Annotated in this window: 21 protein-coding genes and 4 tRNA genes; 18 read left to right on the top strand and 7 right to left on the bottom strand. The window is 57.0% G+C overall.

Going from position 1 to position 24,296, the window contains the following annotated elements; all coding sequences use genetic code 11:
• Positions 1-112: 112 nt before the first annotated feature.
• From CWM57_RS25940 to rhlB, 3 genes are all read right to left on the bottom strand, one after another.
• Complete coding sequence (locus CWM57_RS25940) at positions 113-1,039, bottom strand: LysR family transcriptional regulator (RefSeq protein WP_100676577.1); 927 nt, start codon at positions 1,037-1,039, stop codon at positions 113-115.
• Between the two features lie 19 nt (positions 1,040-1,058).
• Complete coding sequence (gene gppA, locus CWM57_RS25935) at positions 1,059-2,567, bottom strand: guanosine-5'-triphosphate,3'-diphosphate diphosphatase (RefSeq protein ID WP_162678192.1); 1,509 nt, start codon at positions 2,565-2,567, stop codon at positions 1,059-1,061.
• Between the two features lie 118 nt (positions 2,568-2,685).
• Positions 2,686-3,951, bottom strand: coding sequence for an ATP-dependent RNA helicase RhlB (gene rhlB / locus CWM57_RS25925; RefSeq protein ID WP_074387418.1), 1,266 nt, complete (start codon positions 3,949-3,951; stop codon positions 2,686-2,688).
• Positions 3,952-4,293: 342 nt separating this feature from the next.
• On the opposite strand from rhlB, the gene trxA reads away from it, so the two are divergent.
• The 18 genes from trxA to CWM57_RS25835 all read left to right on the top strand — a co-directional run bounded on the left by trxA (position 4,294) and on the right by CWM57_RS25835 (position 19,452).
• The gene (gene trxA / locus CWM57_RS25920) at positions 4,294-4,623 is read left to right on the top strand and encodes a thioredoxin TrxA (protein ID WP_002883224.1); all 330 of its coding nucleotides are present in this window, start codon (positions 4,294-4,296) and stop codon (positions 4,621-4,623) included.
• Between the two features lie 144 nt (positions 4,624-4,767).
• A complete protein-coding gene (locus CWM57_RS28490; protein WP_049245627.1) occupies positions 4,768-4,869 on the top strand; it encodes a rho operon leader peptide in 102 nt (33 codons plus the stop codon).
• An 86-nt stretch (positions 4,870-4,955) separates the two neighbouring features.
• Positions 4,956-6,215 carry a transcription termination factor Rho gene (gene rho / locus CWM57_RS25910; protein WP_002883293.1) on the top strand — a complete coding sequence of 420 codons (1,260 nt, stop codon included), beginning with the start codon at positions 4,956-4,958 and terminating at the stop codon, positions 6,213-6,215.
• A gap of 240 nt (positions 6,216-6,455) precedes the next feature.
• Entirely contained in the window at positions 6,456-7,559 is a 1,104-nt protein-coding gene (gene wecA, locus CWM57_RS25905) for a UDP-N-acetylglucosamine--undecaprenyl-phosphate N-acetylglucosaminephosphotransferase (protein WP_061156207.1), read from the top strand.
• Between the two features lie 13 nt (positions 7,560-7,572).
• A complete protein-coding gene (gene wzzE, locus CWM57_RS25900) occupies positions 7,573-8,619 on the top strand; it encodes an ECA polysaccharide chain length modulation protein (protein ID WP_061156206.1) in 1,047 nt (348 codons plus the stop codon).
• Between the two features lie 56 nt (positions 8,620-8,675).
• A complete protein-coding gene (wecB, locus tag CWM57_RS25895) occupies positions 8,676-9,806 on the top strand; it encodes a non-hydrolyzing UDP-N-acetylglucosamine 2-epimerase (protein ID WP_008807966.1) in 1,131 nt (376 codons plus the stop codon).
• Entirely contained in the window at positions 9,803-11,065 is a 1,263-nt protein-coding gene (wecC, locus tag CWM57_RS25890) for a UDP-N-acetyl-D-mannosamine dehydrogenase (protein ID WP_074387417.1), read from the top strand. Before wecB ends, wecC begins: the two co-directional genes overlap by 4 nt.
• A 27-nt stretch (positions 11,066-11,092) precedes the next feature.
• Positions 11,093-11,767 carry a dTDP-4-amino-4,6-dideoxy-D-galactose acyltransferase gene (gene rffC / locus CWM57_RS25885; protein WP_074387416.1) on the top strand — a complete coding sequence of 225 codons (675 nt, stop codon included), beginning with the start codon at positions 11,093-11,095 and terminating at the stop codon, positions 11,765-11,767.
• Positions 11,768-11,771: 4 nt separating this feature from the next.
• Entirely contained in the window at positions 11,772-12,902 is a 1,131-nt protein-coding gene (gene rffA, locus CWM57_RS25880; RefSeq protein ID WP_074387415.1) for a dTDP-4-amino-4,6-dideoxygalactose transaminase, read from the top strand.
• 1 nt (position 12,903) lies between these two features.
• Entirely contained in the window at positions 12,904-14,154 is a 1,251-nt protein-coding gene (gene wzxE / locus CWM57_RS25875; RefSeq protein ID WP_074387414.1) for a lipid III flippase WzxE, read from the top strand.
• Positions 14,151-15,227: a TDP-N-acetylfucosamine:lipid II N-acetylfucosaminyltransferase gene (locus CWM57_RS25870; RefSeq protein WP_100676576.1), complete on the top strand. Its 1,077-nt coding sequence runs from the start codon at positions 14,151-14,153 to the stop codon at positions 15,225-15,227. The genes wzxE and CWM57_RS25870 overlap by 4 nt, the downstream gene beginning before the upstream one ends.
• The gene (gene wzyE, locus CWM57_RS25865) at positions 15,224-16,570 is read left to right on the top strand and encodes an ECA oligosaccharide polymerase (RefSeq protein ID WP_061156199.1); all 1,347 of its coding nucleotides are present in this window, start codon (positions 15,224-15,226) and stop codon (positions 16,568-16,570) included. The genes CWM57_RS25870 and wzyE overlap by 4 nt, the downstream gene beginning before the upstream one ends.
• Positions 16,571-16,581: 11 nt before the next feature.
• Complete coding sequence (gene wecG / locus CWM57_RS25860; RefSeq protein WP_061156198.1) at positions 16,582-17,322, top strand: lipopolysaccharide N-acetylmannosaminouronosyltransferase; 741 nt, start codon at positions 16,582-16,584, stop codon at positions 17,320-17,322.
• Positions 17,323-17,527: 205 nt separating this feature from the next.
• Positions 17,528-18,913, top strand: a complete 1,386-nt coding sequence (thrP, locus tag CWM57_RS25855; protein ID WP_025711228.1) for a bifunctional threonine/serine APC transporter ThrP — start codon at positions 17,528-17,530, stop codon at positions 18,911-18,913.
• Positions 18,914-19,015: 102 nt separating this feature from the next.
• A tRNA-Arg gene (locus tag CWM57_RS25850) sits at positions 19,016-19,092 on the top strand.
• A gap of 55 nt (positions 19,093-19,147) precedes the next feature.
• Positions 19,148-19,223 (top strand) — tRNA-His (locus CWM57_RS25845).
• Between the two features lie 23 nt (positions 19,224-19,246).
• Positions 19,247-19,333 (top strand) — tRNA-Leu (locus CWM57_RS25840).
• A gap of 42 nt (positions 19,334-19,375) precedes the next feature.
• Positions 19,376-19,452: transfer RNA gene (locus tag CWM57_RS25835), tRNA-Pro, on the top strand.
• Between the two features lie 462 nt (positions 19,453-19,914).
• On the opposite strand, the gene hemY is transcribed toward CWM57_RS25835, so the two are convergent.
• The 4 genes from hemY to hemC are packed head-to-tail and all read right to left on the bottom strand — an operon-like array spanning position 19,915 to position 23,996.
• A complete protein-coding gene (hemY, locus tag CWM57_RS25830; RefSeq protein WP_061156196.1) occupies positions 19,915-21,111 on the bottom strand; it encodes a protoheme IX biogenesis protein HemY in 1,197 nt (398 codons plus the stop codon).
• 3 nt (positions 21,112-21,114) lie between these two features.
• Positions 21,115-22,296 (bottom strand): uroporphyrinogen-III C-methyltransferase, encoded by a 1,182-nt coding sequence (gene hemX, locus CWM57_RS25825; protein ID WP_074387411.1) that lies wholly within the window; start codon positions 22,294-22,296, stop codon positions 21,115-21,117.
• Between the two features lie 21 nt (positions 22,297-22,317).
• Positions 22,318-23,058: a uroporphyrinogen-III synthase gene (gene hemD, locus CWM57_RS25820; RefSeq protein WP_008807954.1), complete on the bottom strand. Its 741-nt coding sequence runs from the start codon at positions 23,056-23,058 to the stop codon at positions 22,318-22,320.
• Positions 23,055-23,996, bottom strand: a complete 942-nt coding sequence (gene hemC, locus CWM57_RS25815; RefSeq protein WP_061156193.1) for a hydroxymethylbilane synthase — start codon at positions 23,994-23,996, stop codon at positions 23,055-23,057. Before hemC ends, hemD begins: the two co-directional genes overlap by 4 nt.
• Between the last annotated feature and the right edge of the window lie 300 nt (positions 23,997-24,296).

Raw genomic sequence — 24,296 nt, 5'->3', positions numbered from 1 at the left:
TTTGTCAGTATGGCTTGATGCAAGGAGAATAAAAGCTTTCACGTATTGCCAGCAATAAACCAAACGTAATAGGGATTATCAGTAAAACTAATACAGCGGTATATTTCGCGGTTTAGATCATAATAGATCCGCTCTGCTGAGCGGGATCGGCAAGCGTGGCGATCAGCGTGCGTAGCCAGATATGCCCGGGATCGCGGTGCAGCCGCTGATGCCAGACCTGACGGATGGCGATCCCCGCAAGGGGAAAAGGCAGCGGCCAGCTGCGGCAGGGATAGCGTCGGGTGATATGCCGCGCCACCTGTTCCGGGACGACGGCAATCATGTCGCTTTCGGCCACCAGCTCGCCGGTACCTAAAAAGCTCGGTAGCGTGAGCGCGATCCGCCGGGGCATACTGTGCTCATCAAGCAGCTTATCCATATCGCCGTGGGCAGTACCCACTACGCGGATCGCAAGATGTTTTTCCTGCCGCCAGTCTTCGGCACGGAGCTGGGTTCGAATGCGCGGGTGATTTTCCGCCGCCAGACAGACATACGATTGATCGAAGAGATGCTGCTGGTAGACGCTATCCGGAAGCTGCGTCAGATAGCCTATCGCGAGATCACACTTCCCGGATTCGAGAGCGCTGAGCGTCTGCTCATCCAGATTCTGCACTGTAAAAGTGATCCCATCCGCTGACTGCTGCTGGAGCGCAATTTGCAGCAAAGGCAACAGCGTCATTTGACTGATATCGGTCATACCGATCGTAAAGTTTCGCTGGCTCTGCTGGGGAAGAAACTCAGGTTTGATGGACAAATCGTTATCGGCAAGCTGGAGAAGGGTAAATATAGTCGGGGCGATCGCGTCCGCTCGCGGCGTCGGTATCATCCGCTGTCCTACCCGGACAAACAGCGGGTCAGCAAAATGGTCACGCAGTTTTTTTAGCAGCAGACTACCCGTGGGCTGGCTGATATTCAGCGCGTCTGCCGCCGGCGAAACATTGCCTAACCGGTAGAGTGCGGAGAAAAAGCGTAGCGATTTGAAATCCAGTTCTTCCCGCATCCGCCCTCCTGGCTGGATATTATCTTGGCGTATCGCCGCTGGTGACCCGTAGCGTCCAGTGGACGTAGCTTTGCCACTGACACTCCTGATCGACCATTTCCCGGCCCAGCGGATGTTCAGCCAGCCAGTTTTCCGGCAGCGTCAGCGTCAACTGGTCGTCGTGAGCGGCCAACTGAATCGCCGGCAACAAATCGTCGCGCCGTCGGCTGGCAAACAGGATCGCCAGTCGCAGCAGGCGACACAAATGTTCGGCCACACGCGGCGGGACCGCGTTTTGCTGATGAAGTGAAGACAGGTCGATGGCGTTGGTCTGATTCAGCAGCAGCGTAGCAATCAACTTCTTCTGCGCCGGGGTAAAGCCGGGCAGGTCGAGGTTATTGACCAGATAGGCCGCGTGCTGCGGCGCGCGCTTGAAATCCACACTCAGCCCAATTTCATGCAGCGAGCAGGCGCTGAGGAGTAAATCGCGGCTCAGCGGATCCAGCTCCCAGCTGCCACCCAGCTGACTGAGCAGATGGCTGGCCAGACTGGCGACACGCTGGGCCTGCTCGGTGTCGATCATAAAACGGCGCTGAATATTGCGCAGGGTGCGGCTGCGAATGTCCTGTTCGACAGAGAGATGTAGCATGCCGTACACCAGACCTTCACGTAACGCGCCGCCCGCCAGGGTCATACACTGAATATTCAGTTCGCTGAAGATGGCGATAAGGATCGCGAGTCCGCTCGGAAACACCAGCGCCCGCTCAAGGGTTAAGCCTTCGATCTCCAGCTCTTCAAGGCGTCCGCACTGGATAGCGCGCTGTTTAAGCTGCTGGAGTTTGGCGAGGGTGATTCGTTCATCCATCCCCTGCGCCATCATAATTTCCTGTAGAGCCTGCACGGTACCGGAGGCGCCGACGCACACTTTCCATCCGTGATAACGCAGCACATCGGCGACCGGCAATAACACCTCACGCGCGGCCGCTTCGGCGAGATCGAAATTCTCTTTCGTCAGGCTACGGTCGGCGAAATAGCGTTCAAGCCAGGTTACACAGCCCATCGAGAGGCTGAACAGCGAGGTCGTTTGCGCGCCGGTGCCAGTCACCAGCTCGGTGCTGGCACCGCCGATATCGACTACCAGACGCTGATCGGCGCCGCCGGTGGTGTGGGCGACACCCTGGTAAATCAGACGCGCTTCTTCTTCGCCACTGATTACCTGCACTGGCGTGCCGAGGATCTCCTGTGCTTTCGCCAGAAACTCCCCCGCATTGACGGCAAGACGCAGCGTGGCGGTGGCCACGACGCGGATTTGCGTCGGCGGAATATCCTGCAGGCGTTCGGCAAACAGGCGTAAGCACTGCCAGCCGCGCTCCATCGCTTCTGCGGAGAGCGTGTTATCACTATTCAGACCGGCGGCCAGACGAACCTTACGCTTAATACGGCTCAGCGTCTGGATGCTGCCCGCCACCTCGCGCACCACCAACATATGGAAACTGTTGGAGCCCAAATCAATGGCGGCATATAGCGAGGTGGAGCTCATACTCTTCATCGTTCAGAATGCTCCCTGGTCGGCGGGGCACTTGTGCCCGATCCACATCACTGAGCAGGTTGCCAGGGGAAGGTTGCCCTGGCCGATTCTGAATGATTGAGCGTATGACATAGATTTCTTAACCTGAACGACGACGATTGCGCGGTGGGCCGTTGCGGCGTGGGCCGTTGCCTGGGCGCGCACGGGTCAGGCGCAGCGGCTTAGGCAGGTCGGTCATTAGCGCGTCCGGGTTGTACTTACTGACCGGAATCGAGTGACCAATATAGGTTTCGATAGCCGGCAGATTCAGCGCATACTCTTCACAGGCGAGGCTAATGGAGTTGCCGCTGGCGCCTGCGCGCCCGGTACGACCGATGCGGTGAACGTAATCTTCGCAGTCATCCGGTAGATCGTAGTTAAAGACGTGGGTCACGGCCGGAATATGTAAGCCGCGAGCAGCAACGTCAGTTGCGACCAGAATATCGAGATCGCCACGAGTAAATTCGTCGAGAATACGCAGGCGTTTTTTCTGCGCTACGTCGCCGGTCAGCAGACCTACGCGATGACCGTCAGCGGCGAGATGACCCCAGATATCTTCACAACGGTGCTTGGTGTTGGCGAAGATGATGGCGCGATCGGGCCACTCTTCTTCCAGAAGCGTCTGCAGCAGGCGCATTTTTTCTTCGTTGGAAGGGTAGAACAACTCTTCTTTAATACGGTGGCCCGTTTTCTGTTCCGGCTCCACTTCGACATATTCGGCGTTGTTCATTTGCTCGAACGCCAGTTCGCGAACGCGATAAGAAAGGGTCGCGGAGAACAGCATGTTCAGGCGCTGCGTCGCCGGTGGCATACGACGGAACAGCCAGCGGATATCTTTAATAAAGCCGAGATCGTACATGCGATCGGCTTCGTCCAGCACGACGACCTGAATGGCGCTGAGGTTAATGTAGTTCTGTTTCGCGTAATCGATCAGACGACCGGTGGTACCGATCAGAATATCGACACCGCTTTCCAGCACTTTCAGCTGTTTATCGTAGCCGTCGCCGCCGTAAGCCAGACCCAGCTTCAGACCCGTGGCCTGCGCCAGCGGTTCAGCATCCGCGTGGATCTGTACCGCCAGTTCACGCGTCGGCGCCATAATCAGCGCGCGCGGTTGGTTAACCTGGCGATCGGCGATAGCCGGGTGAGAGAGAAGATAATGAAACGTTGACGTCAGGAACGCCATCGTTTTACCGGTACCGGTTTGCGCCTGCCCGGCGACATCGCGGCCTTCCAGCGTCAGCGGAAGGGCGAGGGCCTGAATGGGTGTGCAATTATGAAACCCTTTCTTTTCAAGGGCTTCAATGACTGCCGGGTGCAGGGCGAAGTCGGAAAACTTCTGTTCTGTTAAATGTGTTTTGCTCATAGTGTGGTAGAATATCAGCTAACTATTGCATTAAGAAAGCGTATCCGGTGAAATAACGTCAACCTTTCGTTGGCGGTGTACGAAATTATTCAAGGTACGTCTACGGTAACTGAACGAATCCTGGATAGCTTAGACTACTAAGCGAGTCGGGAGCGATAAATCTGCAGCATGCAGTTCGCGTTCGGGGGACCCTGGCGTCAAAGGGCGGGTCCATGATGGATCGCGCCAGTTGGCAGCTCAGAGAATTGAGGTATCCTGAAGAATAGCGTGCATAACGTGGCCGCAGCACGTCGTTGATGGCTACGACACCAACACACCAGGCTTATTCCTGTGGAGTTAAATATGAGCGATAAAATTATTCACCTGACTGACGACAGTTTTGACACGGACGTACTCAAGGCTGACGGGCTGACCCTCGTCGATTTCTGGGCAGAGTGGTGTGGTCCGTGCAAAATGATCGCCCCGATTCTGGATGAGATCGCTGAAGAGTATCAGGGCAAACTGACCGTAGCTAAGCTGAACATCGACCAGAACCCGGGCACCGCGCCGAAATACGGCATTCGCGGTATCCCAACCCTGCTGCTGTTCAAAAACGGCGAAGTGGCGGCCACTAAAGTTGGCGCACTGTCCAAGGGTCAGCTGAAAGAGTTCCTCGACGCCAACCTGGCGTAAGCGAATTGCTGGTCCGGCGTCCAGATTCCTATTTTTTGCGGAACTCTGGACGCCCGGCTGGAGTCGTGCTAAGTTAATTCACAGACTTCGTTTTAAACATACCTATTGTTTGAATCTTGTTTTACCCAAAGCGTCCCGCAGGCTATGCGCGTGAGGCTAATAATTCCGGGCTTATCACTCATTCCGTCTTGTCGTTTCAGTTCTGCGTTCTTTCCTGTGACCAGGCAACGTACAGACACGAGATGAAGCCGCTAACAGGCATGGATGTTCCTGCCATACCATTCACAACATTAAGTTCGAGATTTACCCCGAGTTTAAGAACCCACACCACTATGAATCTTACCGAATTAAAGAATACGCCGGTTTCTGAGCTGATTACTCTCGGCGAAAATATGGGGCTGGAAAACCTGGCTCGTATGCGTAAGCAGGATATTATTTTTGCCATCCTCAAGCAGCATTCAAAGAGTGGCGAAGATATCTTTGGCGACGGCGTACTGGAGATACTGCAGGATGGATTTGGATTCCTCCGTTCCGCAGACAGCTCCTACCTCGCCGGCCCTGACGACATCTACGTATCCCCCAGCCAAATCCGCCGTTTCAACCTCCGCACTGGTGACACCATTTCCGGTAAGATTCGTCCTCCGAAAGAGGGTGAGCGTTACTTTGCACTGTTGAAAGTTAATGAAGTTAACTACGACAAGCCGGAAAACGCGCGCAACAAGATCCTGTTCGAGAACTTAACGCCGCTGCATGCGAATTCTCGTCTGCGGATGGAGCGTGGTAACGGTTCTACCGAAGACTTAACCGCTCGCGTACTGGATCTGGCTTCACCGATTGGCCGCGGCCAGCGTGGCCTGATCGTCGCGCCGCCGAAAGCCGGTAAAACCATGCTGCTGCAGAATATCGCGCAGAGCATCGCATACAACCATCCAGACTGCGTGCTGATGGTGCTGCTGATCGACGAACGTCCGGAAGAAGTGACCGAGATGCAGCGTCTGGTGAAAGGTGAAGTGGTTGCTTCCACCTTTGACGAGCCGGCATCCCGTCACGTCCAGGTCGCAGAGATGGTTATCGAGAAAGCGAAACGTCTGGTTGAACACAAGAAAGACGTTATCATCCTGCTCGACTCCATTACCCGTCTGGCGCGTGCCTACAACACCGTGGTACCGGCTTCCGGTAAAGTCCTGACTGGTGGTGTGGACGCCAACGCCCTGCATCGTCCGAAGCGTTTCTTCGGTGCGGCACGTAACGTCGAAGAGGGCGGTAGCCTGACCATCATCGCTACGGCGCTGATCGACACCGGTTCCAAAATGGACGAAGTTATCTACGAAGAGTTTAAAGGCACCGGTAACATGGAGCTGCACCTCTCTCGTAAGATTGCCGAAAAACGCGTCTTCCCGGCTATCGATTACAACCGTTCCGGTACTCGTAAAGAAGAGCTGCTCACCACTCAGGAAGAACTGCAGAAAATGTGGATCCTGCGCAAAATTATTCATCCGATGGGTGAGATCGACGCGATGGAATTCCTCATTAACAAGCTGGCGATGACCAAGACGAATGATGACTTCTTCGATATGATGAAGCGCTCGTAAGGTAAAAAAAGCCAAAAACGCCACGCCTTTGCGTGGCGTTTTCATTTTTGGGTTTGTATGATCCAGAGACAGAGAAAGCAGGACGAAAGTTGTCGTATAATGGCGCCGGATAGCAGGCGGAGACAGCTTTAACAGACTAAAATCTATACAATAAATTTGTAATGTTCTGCTTTTCCCCTTCTGGAGTTGGGGCATCATCGCTATACTTCCCGGATTAACTATGCTGAGAGCACATGCGTTGTGAATTTACTCACTGCTATTACTGAATTAATCAGTATTTTCTTATTCACGACCCTCTTTATTTTTGTCGCGCGGAAAGTGGCAAAAAGGATCGGGTTAGTGGATAAACCAAACTATCGCAAACGGCATCAGGGGTTGATTCCGTTGGTCGGTGGTATCTCAGTTTATGCAGGCATCTGTTTTACCTTCGCCATCGCCGATTATTATATTCCTCACGCCTCGCTGTATCTGGCCTGCGCGGGGGTATTGGTGCTGGTTGGCGCGCTTGACGATCGATTCGATATCAGCGTGAAAATTCGCGCAGTCATTCAGGCCGCGATCGCCGTGATTATGATGATGGCAGGGAATCTGCATCTGAGTAGTCTGGGTTTTATTTTTGGCTCGTGGGAGCTGGTGCTGGGGCCCTTTGGCTTCTTCCTGACCCTGTTTGCCGTGTGGGCCGCCATCAATGCCTTTAACATGGTCGACGGAATCGACGGTCTGCTCGGCGGTCTGTCATCGGTCTCCTTTGCGGCGACCGGGATCATTCTCTGGTTTGATGGTCAGTACAGCCTGGCGATGTGGTGTTTCGCGATGATCGCCGCCATTCTGCCCTATATTCTTCTCAATCTTGGCGCCCTCGGCCGCCGCTATAAAGTCTTTATGGGTGATGCCGGCAGCACAATGATTGGCTTCACCATTATCTGGATCCTGCTGGAAACCACGCAAGGTAAAACACATCCCATTAGCCCGGTTACCGCGCTGTGGATTATCGCGATCCCGTTGATGGATATGGTGGCGATTATGTATCGCCGCCTGCGCAAAGGCATGAGCCCTTTCTCTCCGGACCGTCAACATATTCATCATTTGATCATGCGCGCCGGGTTTACTTCCCGCCAGGCGTTCGTCCTGATTACCTTGGCCGCCGCTCTGTTGGCGCTGGTTGGCGTCGCGGCGGAATATACCCGCATTGTGCCGGAATGGGTGATGTTAATTCTCTTTTTGGTAGCCTTCTTCCTTTATGGTTACTGTATTAAGCGCGCCTGGAAAGTGGCGCGCCTGGTTAAGCGCATCAGACGCAGAATTCGGCGACACAGCGGCAATAATCCGAAACTAACCAAGTAAAGCTGGGGATGTGATGACTCAACCATTACCGGGAGCACAAGCAGTGAACGTTGAGAACGAGCTGGATATTCGCGGGCTGTTTCGCGCTTTATGGGCAGGAAAAGGCTGGATAGTCGGCGGCGCCGTACTCTTCGCCGCCATCGTGCTGGTATATACCTTTTTTGCTCGCCAGGAGTGGAGCGCCACGGCGATCACCGATCGGCCTACTGTCAACATGTTGGGAGGGTACTATTCCCAGCAGCAGTTCTTACGCAATCTGGACATTAAAGCCGACCTCGCCTCGGTCGATCAGCCTTCCGCCATGGATGAAGCGTATAAAGAGTTCATCATGCAGCTGGCCTCATGGGATACCCGGCGTGATTTCTGGCTACAAACGGACTACTACAAGCAGCGTCAGTCGGGTAATGCCCGCGCGGATGCGGCGATGCTGGATGACCTGATTAACAATATCCAGTTTATGCCAGGCGATGCGGCCAAGAGCATTAACGACAGCGTCAAACTGACCGCCGAGACCGGGCAGGATGCCAATAATCTGTTGCGTCAGTATGTGGCTTTCGCCAGCCAGCGGTCAGCGGGCCATCTCAACGACGAACTCAAAGGCGCCTGGGCGGCGCGGACGGTGCAAATGAAGGCGCAGGTGAAGCGCCAGGAAGAGGTGGCCGAGGCTATCTTCAATCGCCGGACGCACAGCGTGGAGCAAGCGCTGAAGGTGGCTCAGCAGCACAATATTTCTCGTAGCGAAACGGATGTTCCTGCCGATCAGTTACCGGATTCAGAGCTATTTTTATTGGGCAGGCCGATGCTGCAGGCCAGGCTGGAAAACCTGCAGGCCGTCGGGCCGGAATATGACCTCGATTACGACCAGAACCGCGCCATGCTGAGCACGTTGAACGTTGGTCCAACGTTAGATCCGCGTTTTCAGACTTACCGGTATTTGCGTACGCCGGAAGAACCTGTAAAACGCGATAGCCCGCGCCGAGTATTTCTGATGGTGATGTGGGGGATTGTGGGTGCGCTCATCGGCGCAGGCGTGGCGTTATCGCGTCGTCGTGTCCTGTGATTGCGGCCTGTGGTGAAGGGCAGATGACCTTCATCGCCTAATCGAAGAGAATCGATGTGAAAGTACTAACTGTATTTGGCACGAGGCCGGAAGCCATCAAGATGGCTCCTCTGGTCCATGCGCTGGCAAAGGATCCTCATTTTGAGGCGAAAGTATGCGTGACCGCGCAGCATCGGGAGATGCTCGATCAGGTGTTGAAACTTTTCTCTATTGTCCCGGACTACGATCTCAACATCATGAAGCCGGGGCAGGGGCTGACCGAGATCACCTGCCGCATTCTTGAGGGGCTGAAGCCGGTCCTGGAGTCGTTTAAACCCGACGTGGTGCTGGTGCATGGCGATACTACGACCACCATGGCGGCGAGCCTGGCGGCGTTTTACCAGCGGATACCGGTGGGCCACGTAGAAGCCGGCCTGCGCACCGGCGATTTAAGTTCGCCGTGGCCGGAAGAAGGCAACCGTACGTTGACCGGGCATCTGGCGACGTACCATTTCGCCCCCACGGAAACCTCGCGGCAGAATCTGCTGCGGGAAAATATCGCCGACAGTCGCATCACGGTTACCGGGAATACGGTCATTGACGCCCTGTTCTGGGTGCGGGACCGGGTTCTGGGTGATGAAGCGCTACGGGAGACCCTGCTACAGCGCTATCCTTTCATCAGTCACGGTAAAAAGATGATTCTGGTTACCGGCCACCGGCGGGAAAGCTTCGGGCTCGGCTTTGAACAGATCTGCCAGGCGCTGGCGGAGATAGCCCATACCCACCCTGAGGTGCAGATTGTCTATCCGGTTCACCTGAATCCTAACGTCAGCGAACCGGTGAACCGTATTCTTGGCCACATCGACAATGTGATGTTGATTGAACCGCAAGATTACCTGCCATTTGTCTGGCTGATGGATCGCGCCTGGCTGATCCTGACCGATTCTGGCGGCATTCAGGAAGAGGCCCCTTCTCTTGGGAAACCGGTGCTGGTTATGCGCGATATGACCGAACGTCCGGAAGCGGTGGCCGCCGGCACCGTGTGCCTGGTGGGTACCGACAGCCAGCGCATCGTGGCGGAAGTCACGCGACTGCTGCAGGATGATGCCGCATACCAGGCGATGAGCCGCGCGCATAATCCTTATGGCGATGGCGAAGCATGTCGTCGAATTTTGTCTGCACTTAAAAATAATCAGGTAACGTTATGAGTTTTTCTACCATTTCAGTGATTGGCCTTGGCTATATCGGGCTGCCAACCGCTGCCGCGTTCGCCTCCCGGCAGAAGCGGGTGGTCGGCGTTGATGTTAATCAACATGCCGTGGAGACCATTAACCGTGGAGAAATTCATATCGTGGAGCCGGATCTGGCGAGCGTGGTGAAGACCGCGGTCGAACAGGGTTATTTAAGCGCCACCACCACCCCGGTGGAGGCGGATGCCTACCTGATTGCCGTGCCGACGCCGTTTAAAGATCGTCACGAGCCGGATATGGTGTTTGTCGAATCGGCGGCCAAATCCATTGCGCCGACGTTAAAGAAAGGGTCGCTGGTTATCCTCGAGTCCACCTCGCCGGTGGGTTCGACTGAACAGATGGCCGGCTGGCTGGCGGAGATGCGCCCGGACCTCAGCTTCCCTCAGCAGGCGGGCGACGCCGCTGACGTCAATATCGCCTACTGCCCGGAGCGGGTATTGCCCGGCCAGGTGATGGTCGAGCTGATTAAAAACGACCGCGTTATTGGCGGCATGTCGCCAGTCTGCTCGGCGCGTGCCAGCGAGCTGTATAAAATCTTCCTCGAAGGCGAATGTGTGGTGACCAACTCGCGCACCGCCGAGATGTGCAAGCTGACGGAAAACAGCTTCCGCGACGTCAACATCGCCTTTGCTAACGAACTGTCGCTGATTTGCGCCGACCAGGGCATTAACGTCTGGGAACTGATCCGCCTGGCAAACCGCCATCCGCGCGTCAATATCCTGCAGCCGGGCCCGGGCGTCGGCGGCCACTGCATCGCCGTCGACCCGTGGTTTATCGTGGCGCAAAACCCGCAGCAGGCGCGTCTGATCCGCACCGCTCGCGAGGTCAACGACCATAAGCCGGAATGGGTTATCGAACAGGTGAAAGCGCAGGTGGCGGACTGCCTGAATGCCACCAACAAACGGGCCAGCGAACTGACGATCGCCTGTTTTGGCCTCGCCTTTAAGCCGAATATTGACGACCTGCGCGAAAGCCCGGCGATGGAAATTGCCGCGCAGATTGCCCGCTGGCACAGCGGCACGACGCAGGTGGTTGAGCCCAATATTCACACGCTGCCGAAGAAACTCGACGGCCTGTGTACGCTGGCGACCCTCGATGCGGCGCTGGCCAGCGCCGATGTGCTGGTGATGCTGGTCGATCATAATGAATTCAAAGCCGTTAGCGGCGATAGCGTCACCCAGGCGTATATCATCGACACCAAAGGAGTGTGGCGGTGAGAATCCTACCCTCGTCTGGTTCATCCAATGCCTCTGCGCGCCAGTATTGATCCCCTGGAGTGGGAGAACCGCTTCTTTGCCGTGAACAGCGCCATCGTGCGCTTTGACGAGCGCGCGCCGCGGCTGACGCCTGAGGCGCTGGCGGAATGGTCGCGAGTGCAGGCGAAAATCGCCGCCAGCGATACCGTCCGGCTGGACGCGCTCCAGCAGCTGGGTTTTCAGCTGGTGGAAGGCGAAGTCGATTTGGCGCTACCGGTGGGCAACCCTGCTGATGCCGGCGCCGACATCGCCGTGGAGGCGGATATTGCGCCGCTGCGCGAGCAGGCGGCGCAGGCCTTTGCCATCAGCCGCTTTCGCGCGCCCTGGTACGCCGCCGATGCCAGCGGCCGCTTCTATGCCCAGTGGATTGAAAATGCGGTGCGCGGCACCTTCGATCATCAGTGCCTGATTTACCGCCATCCTGAGGGTGATATTCGCGCCTTTGTCTCCCTGCGCCAGCTCAATGCCACCGAAGCGCGTATTGGCCTGCTGGCCGGGCGCGGCGCCGGGGCGCAGCTGATGCAGGCGGCGCGGCACTGGGCCGCTTCGCGCGGACTTTCTACATTGCGGGTGGCGACCCAGATGGGCAACACCGCCGCGCTTAAACGTTATATTCTCAGCGGTGCTAACGTGGAAAGCACCGCCTACTGGCTATACAGGTGACCCCATGATCCCATTTAACGCGCCGCCGGTGGTTGGAACCGAGCTTGATTACATGCAGTCTGCGATGAACAGCGGCAAGCTGTGCGGCGACGGCGGTTTTACGCGCCGCTGCCAGCAGTGGATGGAGCAGCGATTTGGCACGGCAAAAGCCCTGCTGACGCCCTCCTGCACGGCTTCGCTGGAGATGGCCGCGCTGCTGCTGGATATCCAGCCCGGCGACGAAGTGATTATGCCCAGCTATACCTTTGTCTCTACCGCTAACGCCTTTGTACTGCGTGGGGCGAAAATCGTCTTCGTCGATATCCGCCGCGATACGATGAATATCGACGAAACGCTCATCGAAGCCGCCATCACCGATAAAACCCGGGCGATTGTCCCGGTGCACTATGCCGGCGTAGCCTGCGAGATGGACACCATCATGGCCATCGCCGACAAGCACAACCTGTTTGTGGTGGAAGATGCCGCGCAGGGGGTAATGTCTACCTACAAGGGACGCGCGCTGGGCACCATCGGCCATATCGGCTGCTTTAGCTTCCATGAAACCAAAAACTACACCGCTGGCGGTGAGGGCGGGGCGACGTTGATCAACGATCGCACGCTGGTGGAGCGCGCAGAGATCATTCGAGAAAAAGGCACCAACCGCAGCCAGTTCTTTCGCGGTCTGGTGGATAAATATACCTGGCGCGATATTGGCTCCAGCTATCTGATGTCCGACCTGCAGGCCGCCTATCTGTGGGCGCAGCTGGAAGCGGCGGAGCGGATCAACCAGCAGCGCCTGGTGCTGTGGCAGAACTATCACGATGCGCTGCTGCCGCTGGCGCGCGCCGGGCGTATCGAACTGCCGACGATTCCGGCCGACTGTGGGCAAAACGCGCACATGTTCTACATTAAGCTGCGCGATATCGAGGATCGCAGCAGGCTGATCGCCTGGCTGAAAGAGGCGGAGATCCTCGCGGTATTCCATTATATTCCGTTGCACAGCTGTCCGGCCGGAGAACACTTCGGCGAGTTCCACGGTGAAGACCGCTACACCACCCAGGAGAGCGAGCGCCTGGTGCGCCTGCCGCTGTTTTACAATCTCTCTCTGGTGAACCAGCGGACGGTGATTAACTCGCTGCTGAGCTATTTCTCCTGATATGTCGTTAGCAAAAGCCTCACTGTGGACGGCGGCATCGACGCTGGTCAAAATCGGCGCCGGTCTGCTGGTCGTCAAGCTGCTGGCCGTCTCGTTTGGGCCGGCGGGCGTTGGCCAGGCCGGTAACTTCCGACAACTGGTCACCGTGCTCGGCGTGCTGGCGGGTGCCGGGATATTTAACGGCGTTACGAAGCTGGTGGCTCAGCATCACGACGACCCCCTGCGCCTGAAGCGGGTGGTGGGCACTTCGTCGGCCATGGTGCTTGGCTTTTCCACGCTGCTGGCGCTGGTGTTTTTACTGGCGGCGGCGCCGATAAGTCAGGGGCTGTTCGGCCATACGCACTATCAGGGGCTGGTACGCCTGGTGGCGCTGGTGCAGATGGGGATCGCCTGGGCGAACTTCCTGCTGGCGCTGATGAAAGGCTTTCGCGATGCGGCGGGTAACGCCTTCTCGCTGATTGCCGGGAGCCTGATTGGCGTCGCGGCCTATTACGCCTGTTACTACTTCGGGGGTTACCAGGGGGCGCTATTGGGGCTGGCGTTAGTGCCGGCGCTGGTGGTGATCCCGGCGGGCATCATGCTCTGGCGGCGGGGTAATATACCGCTGAGCGCCCTGTGCCCGCGCTGGGATAACGGTCTGGCGGGACAGCTATCGAAATTTACCCTGATGGCGCTCATAACCTCGGTGACGCTGCCGGTGGCCTATGTGATGATGCGTAATCTGCTGGCGGCACATTACGGCTGGGAAGCGGTCGGGATCTGGCAGGGGGTGAGCAGCATTTCCGATGCCTACCTGCAGTTTATTACCGCTTCCTTTAGCGTCTATCTGCTGCCGACGCTGTCGCGGCTGAGCGCCAAAACGGATATCACCCGCGAGATTGTCAAGTCGCTGAAATTCGTTCTGCCGGCGGTGGCGGCTGCGAGCCTGACGGTCTGGCTGCTGCGCGATTTTGCCATCTGGCTGCTGTTTTCCGATCGCTTTACCGCGATGCGTGACCTGTTCGCCTGGCAACTGGTGGGCGACGTCTTAAAAGTGGGCGCCTACGTTTACGGCTATCTGGTGATCGCCAAAGCGTCACTGCGTTTTTATATTCTGACGGAAATCAGCCAGTTCACACTGCTGACCGCATTCTCACACTGGCTTATTCCGGCGCACGGCGCAATTGGCGCGGCGCAGGCGTATATGGCCACTTATATTGTTTATTTCGCCCTTTGTAGTGGCGTGTTTTTACTCTGGCGTAAACGGGCATGACAGCACTGATACATGTACTGGGATCGGATATCCCGCACCACAACCAGACCGTACTGCGGTTCTTTAACGACGAACTGGCCGCCGACCCGCAGGCGCGGAGATTTTTGGTCGTCGGTGATGAGGCCAGCGTGCGTGATGGATATCCGGCACTGGACATCACCTGCTATCGAGGAAAGAAAGCGCTGGCGCAGGCAGTGATTGCCACCGCGAAAGCCAACCGCCAGCAGCGCTTTTTCTTCCACGGCCAGTTTAATACCGGGCTGTGGCTGGCGCTGTTGAGTGGCGGCATCCGCCCGTCGCAGTTTAACTGGCATATCTGGGGGGCAGATCTGTATGAAAACTCTGCCAGCCTGAAGTTTCGCCTGTTCTATCCGCTACGCCGCATGGCGCAGGGGCGAGTAGGGCGCGTTTTCGCCACCCGCGGCGATCTTAGCTGGTTCGCTAACCGCCATCCGCGGGTTCCCGGCGAACTGCTCTACTTCCCGACCCGTATGGATCCGGCGCTGAATACCCTGGCCGAGAACGCCCCGCGCGGTGATACCCTGACCATTCTGGTCGGCAACTCCGGGGATCGCAGCAATGAACATATTGCCGCGCTGAAGGCTATCCATCATCAGTTTGGCGATACGGTAAACGTCATCGTGCCGATGGGTTATCCGGCGAATAATGACGCCTATATCAACGAGGTTCGCGAAGCGGGGACGGCGCTATTTAGCGGTGAGCATCTGCAGATCCTCAGCGAGAAGCTTGAATTTAATGATTATCTGGCGCTGCTGCGCCGCTGCGATCTGGGCTATTTTCTGTTTGCGCGCCAGCAAGGGATCGGTACCCTGTGCCTGCTGATTCAGGCGGGCATTCCCTGCGTGCTCAACCGGGAAAACCCGTTCTGGCAGGATATGACCGAGCAGCATGTGCCGGTGCTGTTCACCAGCGATGCGCTGGACGTCAGCGTGGTGCGCGAAGCGCAGCGTCAGCTGGCGAGCGTGGATAAATCTACTATCGCCTTCTTCCGGCCGAACTATCTGACGGGCTGGCAGCGGGCGCTACGGTTAGCGGCGGAGGGGCAGGCATGACGTTAATGCAATTTAGCGGGCTGCTGGTGGTCTGGCTGCTGTCGACGCTGTTTATCGCCACCGCGACCTGGTTTGAATTCCGCCGGGTACGCTTCAACTTCAACGTCTTTTTCTCGTTGCTGTTTCTGCTGACCTTTTTCTTCGGCTTCCCGCTGACCAGTATTCTGGTGTTCCGCTTTGACGTCAGCGTAGCGCCGCCGGAGATTTTGCTGCAGACGCTGCTGATCGCGGTATGCTTCTACGCAGTCTACTACGTGACCTATAAAACGCGGCTGCGCCCAGCGTCACGCGAGGTTGCGCATCGCCCGCTGTTTACCATGAACCGGGTGGAAACCCATCTGGCGTGGGGAATGTTGATGGGGCTGGCGCTGCTGTGCGTCGGCATCTTCTTCGCCCACAACGGCTTTCTGCTGTTTAAGCTCAACTCCTACAGCCAGATCTTCTCTGCCGAAGTCTCCGGTGTGGCGTTGAAGCGCTTCTTCTACTTCTTTATTCCGGCGATGCTGGTGGTCTATTTTCTGCGCCAGGATTATAAGGCGTGGATCTTCTTCCTCGTCAGCACCGTCGCCTTTGGTCTGTTGACTTACGCCATCGTCGGCGGTACCCGGGCCAATATCATCATCGCTTTCGCTATTTTCCTGTTTATCGGCATTATTCGCGGCTGGATCAGCCTGTGGATGCTGGCGGCGGCGGGCGTGTTGGGCATTGTCGGCATGTTCTGGCTGGCGCTGAAGCGCTACGGGATGAACGTCAGCGGCGACGAAGCGTTTTATACTTTCCTCTATCTCACGCGCGATACTTTCTCGCCGTGGGAAAACCTGGCGCTGCTGCTGCAGAACTACGACAAGATCGATTTCCAAGGGCTGGCGCCGATGATCCGCGACTTCTACGTCTTCATCCCCAGCTGGATGTGGCACGGTCGTCCGACGATGGTGCTGAATACCGCCAACTACTTCACCTGGGAAGTGTTAAACAACCATTCGGGGCTGGCGATTTCGCCGACGCTGATTGGCTCTCTGGTGGTGATGGGCGGCGTCTGGTTTGTGCCGCTGGGCGCTGTGGCGGTAGGGTTGATTATTAAATGGTTCGACTGGCTGTATGAGTTGGGCAACCGGGAGAGCAATCGTTACAAAGCGGCTATCCTGCACAGTTTCTGTTTCGGCGCTATCTTCAACATGATAGTGCTGGCGCGCGAGGGTCTGGATTCGTTCGGCTCCCGCGTGGTGTTTTTCCTCGTGATCTTTGGTATCTGCTTGCTGGCGGCGAAATTGCTGTACTGGTTCCTGGATAGCGTGGGACTGATTCATAAGCGCGTAAAACCGCTTTCGCAACCGCAAGTCTGAGAAGGATGGACATGACTGGGACCATTTCCGCGCCGTTGTACCTGTTAAGAGGGCTGCAGCTCATAGGCTGGCGCGATATGCAGCACGCTCTGGATTATTTGTATGCCGACGGCGCGCTCCGGGAGGGAACGCTGGTGGCCATTAATGCCGAGAAAATGCTGGCCGTAGAAGATAACCCGGAGGTCCGGGCGCTGATTGAGGCGGCGGAGTTTAAGTATGCGGATGGCATCAGCGTGGTGCGTTCGCTGCGCAAAAAATACCCGCAGGCCCAGGTGTCCCGCGTCGCCGGGGCCGATCTCTGGGAAGCGTTAATGCAGCGCGCCGGCGCTGAAGGGACACCGGTGTTTCTGGTTGGCGGTAAACCTGAGGTCCTGGCGCAGACAGAATCCAGGCTGCGTCAGCACTGGCAGGTGAATATCGTTGGCAGCCAGGACGGCTATTTTGCCCCTGAGCAGCGCCAGGCATTGTTCGAACGCATTCGCGACAGCGGGGCGAAAATCGTCACCGTCGCGATGGGGTCGCCGCGCCAGGAGATCTTCATGCGCGACTGCCGGCGTCTGTACCCGCACGCGCTGTATATGGGCGTCGGCGGCACTTACGATGTCTTCACCGGACACGTCCATCGGGCGCCGAAGTTCTGGCAGGATCTGGGGCTGGAGTGGTTCTATCGCCTGCTTTTGCAGCCGAGCCGCATCAAAAGACAGTTCCGCCTACTGCGCTATTTACGTTGGCATTATACCGGCAAGCTCTGATATTCCACTGCAACCAGGCGAGTTTGCATACATATTCTGTGTAATCTCTTCACTCGCCTGATACTTTATTTGCCATTTCCTCAAAATTAATTAACCATTCGCAGGCTTCATACGCGCGGGGGAGACCTGCGCGTCGGCAAGGCTATGGTTTCAGTTAATAACAATAACCGGGAGTACCCGGAATACGGCAAACACAAGAGGATATATGACTGAGAAAAAAGCGGAGCTCCAGCGTGGACTGGAGGCCCGGCATATTGAACTGATCGCCCTTGGCGGGACGATTGGCGTGGGGTTGTTTATGGGGGCGGCCAGTACGCTGAAGTGGGCTGGGCCTTCCGTGCTGCTGGCGTACATTATCGCTGGCCTGTTCGTCTTTTTCATTATGCGCTCGATGGGCGAAATGTTGTTCCTCGAACCGGTAACCGGCTCATTCGCCGTTTACGCACATCGCTACATGAGCCCGTTCTTCGGCTATCTCACGGCCTGGTCCTACTGGTTTATGTGGATGGCGGTGGGCATCTCGGAGATCACCGCCATCGGGGTATACGTGCAGTTCTGGTTCCCGGAGATGGCGCAGTGGATCCCGGCGTTGATTGCCGTGGGGCTGGTGGCGCTGGCTAACCTGGCGGCGGTCCGGCTGTACGGTGAAATCGAGTTCTGGTTCGCCATGATTAAAGTGACCACCATTATCGTGATGATCGTCGTGGGCCTGGGCGTTATTTTCTTCGGCTTTGGCAACGGCGGCCACTCCATCGGTTTTGGCAACCTGACCGAACATGGCGGTTTCTTTGCCGGCGGCTGGAAGGGCTTTCTGACGGCGCTGTGTATCGTGGTCGCGTCCTATCAGGGCGTAGAGCTTATCGGTATTACCGCGGGTGAAGCGAAAAATCCGCAGGTGACGCTGCGCAGCGCGGTGGGCAAAGTGCTGTGGCGGATCCTGATTTTCTACGTCGGCGCGATTTTCGTTATTGTCACTATCTTCCCGTGGGATCAAATCGGCTCCAACGGCAGCCCGTTCGTACTGACGTTTGCCAAAATCGGGATTACCGCGGCGGCGGGAATTATCAACTTCGTGGTGCTGACGGCGGCGCTTTCCGGCTGCAACAGTGGGATGTACAGCTGTGGACGTATGCTGTACGCCCTGGCGAAGAACCGCCAGCTGCCGGCGGCGATCGGTAAGGTTTCGCGCAACGGCGTTCCGGCCGTCGGCGTGGCGCTGTCGATTCTGATCCTGCTGGTGGGCTCCTGCCTGAATTACATCATTCCTAATCCGCAGCGGGTGTTTGTTTATGTCTACAGCGCCAGCGTGTTGCCGGGGATGGTGCCATGGTTTGTGATCCTGATTAGCCAACTGCGTTTTCGCCGCGTGCATCGGGCGGCGATAGCCAGCCATCCGTTCCGTTCGCTGCTGTTTCCGTGGGCCAACTATTTCACTATGGCCTTCCTGATCTGTGTGCTGGTGGGGATGGGGCTGAATGATGAAACCCGGATGTCGCTGTTTGTTGGCATTATTTTCCTGGCCGCCGTGACCCTGATTTATAAGGTATTTGGTCTTGGTAGACAGGGGCAAGTCAATAATCCGGCTGAATAAGCGTCAAAACGAACAAAGCATGAGCAAACGATAATTTTCTTTAAAAAGGCACTAGACAGCGGGGTAGGAAGTCCGTATTATCCGACCCCGCAACGGCGCTAAGCGCCCGTAGCTCAGCTGGATAGAGCGCTGCCCTCCGGAGGCAGAGGTCTCAGGTTCGAATCCTGTCGGGCGCACCATTAACCCGGTGCTGGAGCTGCGGTGGTTTTAATACCGCGTAAAAGGTTTGCAGTGGTGGCTATAGCTCAGTTGGTAGAGCCCTGGATTGTGATTCCAGTTGTCGTGGGTTCGAATCCCATTAGCCACCCCATTATTTGATAGAGTTGTGAATTTGCGAAGGTGGCGGAATTGGTAGACGCGCTAGCTTCAGGTGTTAGTGTTCTTACGGACGTGGGGGTTCAAGTCCCCCCCCTCGCACCACGACTTTAACGAATTGAACTAAAAATTCAAAAAGCAGTATTTCGGCGAGTAGCGCAGCTTGGTAGCGCAACTGGTTTGGGACCAGTGGGTCGGAGGTTCGAATCCTCTCTCGCCGACCAATTTTGAACCCCGCTTCGGCGGGGTTTTTTGTTTTCTGTCACTTCCTGCCATCACTTATTTCCCTGATTTTGCTGATAAAAAAACTTCTCTTTGCTTAAGAATACGCGTCAGGAAAAATCTCAATTCATCACTGTGGTAGATGCAATTTCCCTGGATCCTGTGCGATAATAATCGGGTAGATGCTCATTCCATCTCTTATGTTCGCCTTTGTGCCTCATAAACTCCGGAATGATGCAGAGCCGTTCTTACGGTGCTTATCGTCCACTGACAGATGTCGCATTTATGCCTCATCAAACACCATGGACATTACGTTGAGTGAAGCACCCAATTTGTTGTCAAACAGACCTGTTTTAACGCCTGCCCTGATTTCAGCGCAGGCGTTTTTTTCTTTCAGGGATCCGTCAATGCGAAGGCGGGGAAGAAGGGGCTATCGCCCCGCAAGAGGCGATAGCAACGGCAGGTTACGGCTGAGGGTTATTCTGCAGCGTCAGCAGCAGACCATCGCGGCGCATAGTGGCCGCTTCCTCCGGCTGATGCAGGCGATCCAGGGCATCCGCCAGCCAGGCGTAATCAAAGGCATCCGGACGCTGCTTAAGCGCGGCGCGGAAGGCGATGCTGGCTTCCTGCCATTCGCCATGACGCATCAGCGACTGGCCCAGGGTGCTCCACAGCAGCGGACGGTCGCCAACGGCTTTGATCTGCTGGCGCAGCACTTTCTCCAGCTGTTCCGGGTTATTGGTCTTCAGACGCGGGATCGGCATCACCAGACGGTCATCATACTGTTTCTTCAGACCATCAATGATAATTTGCTGCGCGGTATCGTGATCGTCGCTCTCGATGAGGCGCTCGGCCATCGCCACCTGCAGCGGCACCAGCGCCCGCGTTTTGCGGCTCTGGTTGCGCCACCATTCGCGCAGCCCTTCACTGCCGCCGTCGGCCAGCGCTTTATCCATCAGGCCAATCCAGGCCAGCTGTTCCAGCGCGGCGCGGTGCTCTTCATCGCCGACGTTAGCTTTCGCCATCGACGGAATGATGTCCAGCAGCGACTGCCAGGCGCCGGTGCGGGTGTATGCCTGTTCGGCGAGGCGCAGCACTTCCGGATGACGCGGAGTAATTTCCAGCAGCTTATCGATGCCATGGCGCGCGGCGTGATTTTCATTACGTGCCAGCTGCAGGCGAACGCGGGTGATTTCCACCGGGATCAGGTCATCGCCCGCCAGCTCGGTGGCGCGCTCCAGGTGCTGGTTAGCCCGCGCTTCATCGCCGCGCTGCTGGGCCGCTTCCGCCGCCAGCAGATAGTTCACCACCGGCTGTTCGGCGTGATCGGCATTTTTCGCCATCAGTTTTTCAACCTGCTGGTAATCACCTTCCGCCAGCTTGAGTAGCGCCTGCTCGGTTTGCTTACGCGCGCGACGGCGTTTACGGCCGACAAACCAGCCGCGCGTATGCGCCCCGGTGCGGAAAATGCGGCGCAGCAGCCATTCAATGGCGAACAGCACCACCATGGCGAGGATCAGGATGATCACCAGCCCGGTCACGCTGGTCTCGATATTGTAATTATCGGTCTGGATCAGGACGTAGCCCTGATGCCCGGCGATCATCGGGCCAAGCACAATCCCGGCGATCAACAGTGCGAAGAGTAAAAGAATTTTCAGCATGCGTTACTCTCCTTGCGGCGCAGCAGGGGCGGCCGGTGCAGCAGGCGCGGGTGAGGGCGCACTGCTCGCGGTGACGGCGGGCTGCGCCATCAGGTTGCGCACCCGGGTCTGCATCAGTTTTTCCAGCAACGCCTGGCTCTGCAGCGTTTCCGGTACCGTCATGGTAATGCTTTGCTGACTGAGTTTATCCACCTCGTCGAGGAAGGCTTTGGTGGTCGCGTCTTCGGTATCGTAGTAGGCGCGTACCCAGGTCGAGACGTTATCCAGTGACTGTTTCCAGGTCTCTTCCTGATGGCGTGGCACCGCCTGCGCGGCGACCAGCAGGCGGGAGCGAATATTTTCCCGCAGGTAGATATCCTGATTCGGCGCCAGCAGCGGGACTGCCGTTTCATCACGGCGGCGCACGGTGATAAAGCTGTCCATAAAGTTCTGCCAGCTTTTCTGCAGATTGACGCGCCATTCGCTGATAGAGCTGGAGAGCTCATCGCTATCAGAATCCATCGGCGAATCGTCATCGTTATTATCGGCCAGCCGCAGGTTGTCGATTTGGTTTGCCAGCTGATTAACCTTGAGAATAATGCCGTCGTAATCCACCTGACTCACCGCGGAGAGGGTGGCGATGTCATCGGTGATGGCCCGGCGGGCGCCGATCAGGCTGGGGTCGTTCATGTCGGCGAGGCTGGCGTCGGCGCTTTTCAGCAGCGCGGCGGCGGTGGTGACATCCTGATCGCTCCACAGCTTACGTCCCGCCAGCTTGACGAGGAAGTCGGCCTGGGCCAGCAGCCAGGTTTTGGCATCGCTGCCGGAGATCACGGCGACTTTCTGCTGCAACTCATCAAGCTGTTTAGTCAGGGTTTCCTGCTCGTGTTTGGCCTGGCTCAGCTGGTCGGCCTGCTGTTTGATAATGCCTTCCAGTTCGCTCTTTTGGCTATCCTGCGCTTTTTGCAGTGCCGCAAGCTGGCTTGATAATTCAGACGTGGTTGCGTTTTGCCGCGTGACCTGCTGTTTGTTCAGGCCATACAGGCCGATGCCGGCGGCTATCGCAATGGCGATAGCGATCGCACTGAGCGCCAGGCTGGTTTTGTTGCCAGCCTTGTTCTTATCATTGTTTTCTGGCTGTGGTGTGGTTTCCACGGCCTCCCTGGTCTCTTCAACCACGGCGGATTGATTTTGTTGTTCCGTCATTATGGCTTCCAATGTTGAGAGTTATTGTAATGCGCGTAGCAGCGCATCGTTGTCAGCGTTATCGGCAACCTGAATCTCCTGCCAGCCCAGTTCCCGGGCCTGAAGGGCCAGACGTTCGCTGACAACGACAAGGCGGCAGTGCAGGAGCCACTGTTCGCGATACCATTGCGGTATCAGCGACCACAGCTGCTGCAGCATCTCGCCGCTGGTGACCACCAGCGTGGTGACCCCGCGAGACTGCCAGCGCATCGCTTCTTCTGCGCCATCGTAATGTTTTGCACTACGTTGATAACATTCACAAAATGTGACCCTGGCGCCGCGTTCAGCCAGCGTGGCGCCTAAGAGTTCCCGCCCACCATTGCCGCGTAAGATCAGCGCATTTTTCCCGGCAATGTTTTGTAATTCAGGTAATTGTAGCAAGACTTCGCTAATTTCCCGATCTAACGGATAACGGATGTGCTGCCCGCTGACCGTATGCAAGGCCAGCGCCGTCGTTCGGCCAATGGCAAAATAGTGCGGAGAAGTGGGCCAGGGCAGGCCCTGCTGCTGCAGACGGGCATGGGCGAATTCCACCGCATGCTGGGATAGCGCAAACAGCAGGTCGTCGGACCCCAGATGGGCAAGATGGTCGCCCAGCACGGGAAGCTCCCGGCCAGGCGTAAATTCTATCAGCGGAAAGCTCCAGGCCACGCGTCCCATGGCCCGCAGACGGCTGACCAGCGCTTCCCCTTGCGGGAGTGGACGAGTGACCAGGATGCTCATCGTGGGGCTTCTCCATCATAAACTGCCGCGAGAATGTCGCGGGCGCCGTTATCCAGGAGCTCTTCCGCCAGCGAGATGCCGAGCGCTTCGGCCTGCTCTGCTGGCCCGCGCCGTTCGCCGCGTACCATCTGCGAACCATCCGGGGCGCCAACCAGCGCCCGCAGCCACAGTTCGCCGTTGACGAGTTCCGCATAGCTGCCAATTGGCACCTGACAACCGCCTTCGAGGCGGGTGTTCATCGCCCGTTCGGCGCGCACGCGTACCGCGGTTTCCGCATGGTTGAGGGGCGCCAACAGCGCCTGGGTCCATGCATCGTCAAGACGGCATTCGATTCCCACCGCGCCCTGGCCGACGGCCGGCAGGGATTGCTCAGGCGACAGCGGTTGGCGAATTCGCGCCTCCAGTTGCAGGCGCTTCAGCCCGGCGGCGGCAAGGATAATGGCGTCATACTCGCCGTTATCGAGTTTGCCCAATCGGGTGCCAACGTTGCCGCGCAGGGAGCGGATCACCAGATCGGGGCGTTCGGCGGCGAGTTGGCACTGGCGACGTAAACTTGACGTGCCAACGATGCTGCCAGCCGGTAGTTCGTCAATTGAGGCATAGTGATTGGAAACAAACGCGTCGCGCGGATCGTCGCGCTCGCAGATGGTGACCAACCCCAGCCCCTCCGGGAATTCCACCGGGACATCTTTCATCGAATGGACGGCGATATCGGCCCGCCCTTCGAGCATGGCGAGCTCTAACTCTTTCACAAATAAGCCCTTGCCGCCCACTTTTGCCAGGGGCGTATCAAGGATGACATCACCGCGCGTGACCATCGGCACCAGCTCGACGTTCAGTCCAGGATGCGCTTGTTCCAGACGTGCTTTAACATACTGCGCCTGCCATAGCGCAAGCGGGCTTTGCCGTGTGGCAATTTTCAAAACTTTGTCTAACATGCTTGTTACCGTCATTGTCGACCACTATCCATCCTAACATTGTTGTCTTACGGATGTTAGTTTTCACGATTTATGTGGGAGATGGCTCCGGCCGACTCTTTTTTAACCTTTCATGCGCGTGGCGGTTGCCGGAGGCGTAGTGAGGAATTTACAGGTAATAAACGGTGCTACACTTGTATGTAGCGCATCTTTCTTTACGGTCAATGAGCAAGGTGTTAAATTGATCACGTTTTAAACCATTTGTCCGTCCGCTGCTCATCACAACCACACCGACGACAAATGGTGACGGTTTTTGTTGAA

The organism is Klebsiella sp. G-Nf4 (assembly GCF_002810615.1).
Taxonomy (GTDB): domain Bacteria; phylum Pseudomonadota; class Gammaproteobacteria; order Enterobacterales; family Enterobacteriaceae; genus Klebsiella; species Klebsiella variicola.
Note: the sequence above shows the minus strand (reverse complement) of the source record. Positions and strands in the feature narration are given on the sequence as shown.

What these genes read in the sequence shown, in the direction of transcription:
- wzxE (WP_074387414.1), top strand. Translation starts at nt 12,904, where the DNA reads ATGTCGTTAGCAAAAGCCTCACTGTGGACGGCGGCATCGACGCTGGTC.
- rffC (WP_074387416.1), top strand. Translation starts at nt 11,093, where the DNA reads ATGCCTCTGCGCGCCAGTATTGATCCCCTGGAGTGGGAGAACCGCTTC.
- hemC (WP_061156193.1), bottom strand. Translation starts at nt 23,996, where the DNA reads ATGTTAGACAAAGTTTTGAAAATTGCCACACGGCAAAGCCCGCTTGCG.
- CWM57_RS28490 (WP_049245627.1), top strand. Translation starts at nt 4,768, where the DNA reads ATGCGCGTGAGGCTAATAATTCCGGGCTTATCACTCATTCCGTCTTGT.
- wzyE (WP_061156199.1), top strand. Translation starts at nt 15,224, where the DNA reads ATGACGTTAATGCAATTTAGCGGGCTGCTGGTGGTCTGGCTGCTGTCG.
- hemX (WP_074387411.1), bottom strand. Translation starts at nt 22,296, where the DNA reads ATGACGGAACAACAAAATCAATCCGCCGTGGTTGAAGAGACCAGGGAG.
- wzzE (WP_061156206.1), top strand. Translation starts at nt 7,573, where the DNA reads ATGACTCAACCATTACCGGGAGCACAAGCAGTGAACGTTGAGAACGAG.
- rhlB (WP_074387418.1), bottom strand. Translation starts at nt 3,951, where the DNA reads ATGAGCAAAACACATTTAACAGAACAGAAGTTTTCCGACTTCGCCCTG.
- CWM57_RS25940 (WP_100676577.1), bottom strand. Translation starts at nt 1,039, where the DNA reads ATGCGGGAAGAACTGGATTTCAAATCGCTACGCTTTTTCTCCGCACTC.
- rffA (WP_074387415.1), top strand. Translation starts at nt 11,772, where the DNA reads ATGATCCCATTTAACGCGCCGCCGGTGGTTGGAACCGAGCTTGATTAC.
- CWM57_RS25870 (WP_100676576.1), top strand. Translation starts at nt 14,151, where the DNA reads ATGACAGCACTGATACATGTACTGGGATCGGATATCCCGCACCACAAC.
- trxA (WP_002883224.1), top strand. Translation starts at nt 4,294, where the DNA reads ATGAGCGATAAAATTATTCACCTGACTGACGACAGTTTTGACACGGAC.
- wecG (WP_061156198.1), top strand. Translation starts at nt 16,582, where the DNA reads ATGACTGGGACCATTTCCGCGCCGTTGTACCTGTTAAGAGGGCTGCAG.
- thrP (WP_025711228.1), top strand. Translation starts at nt 17,528, where the DNA reads ATGACTGAGAAAAAAGCGGAGCTCCAGCGTGGACTGGAGGCCCGGCAT.
- gppA (WP_162678192.1), bottom strand. Translation starts at nt 2,567, where the DNA reads ATGAAGAGTATGAGCTCCACCTCGCTATATGCCGCCATTGATTTGGGC.
- rho (WP_002883293.1), top strand. Translation starts at nt 4,956, where the DNA reads ATGAATCTTACCGAATTAAAGAATACGCCGGTTTCTGAGCTGATTACT.
- wecC (WP_074387417.1), top strand. Translation starts at nt 9,803, where the DNA reads ATGAGTTTTTCTACCATTTCAGTGATTGGCCTTGGCTATATCGGGCTG.
- hemY (WP_061156196.1), bottom strand. Translation starts at nt 21,111, where the DNA reads ATGCTGAAAATTCTTTTACTCTTCGCACTGTTGATCGCCGGGATTGTG.
- hemD (WP_008807954.1), bottom strand. Translation starts at nt 23,058, where the DNA reads ATGAGCATCCTGGTCACTCGTCCACTCCCGCAAGGGGAAGCGCTGGTC.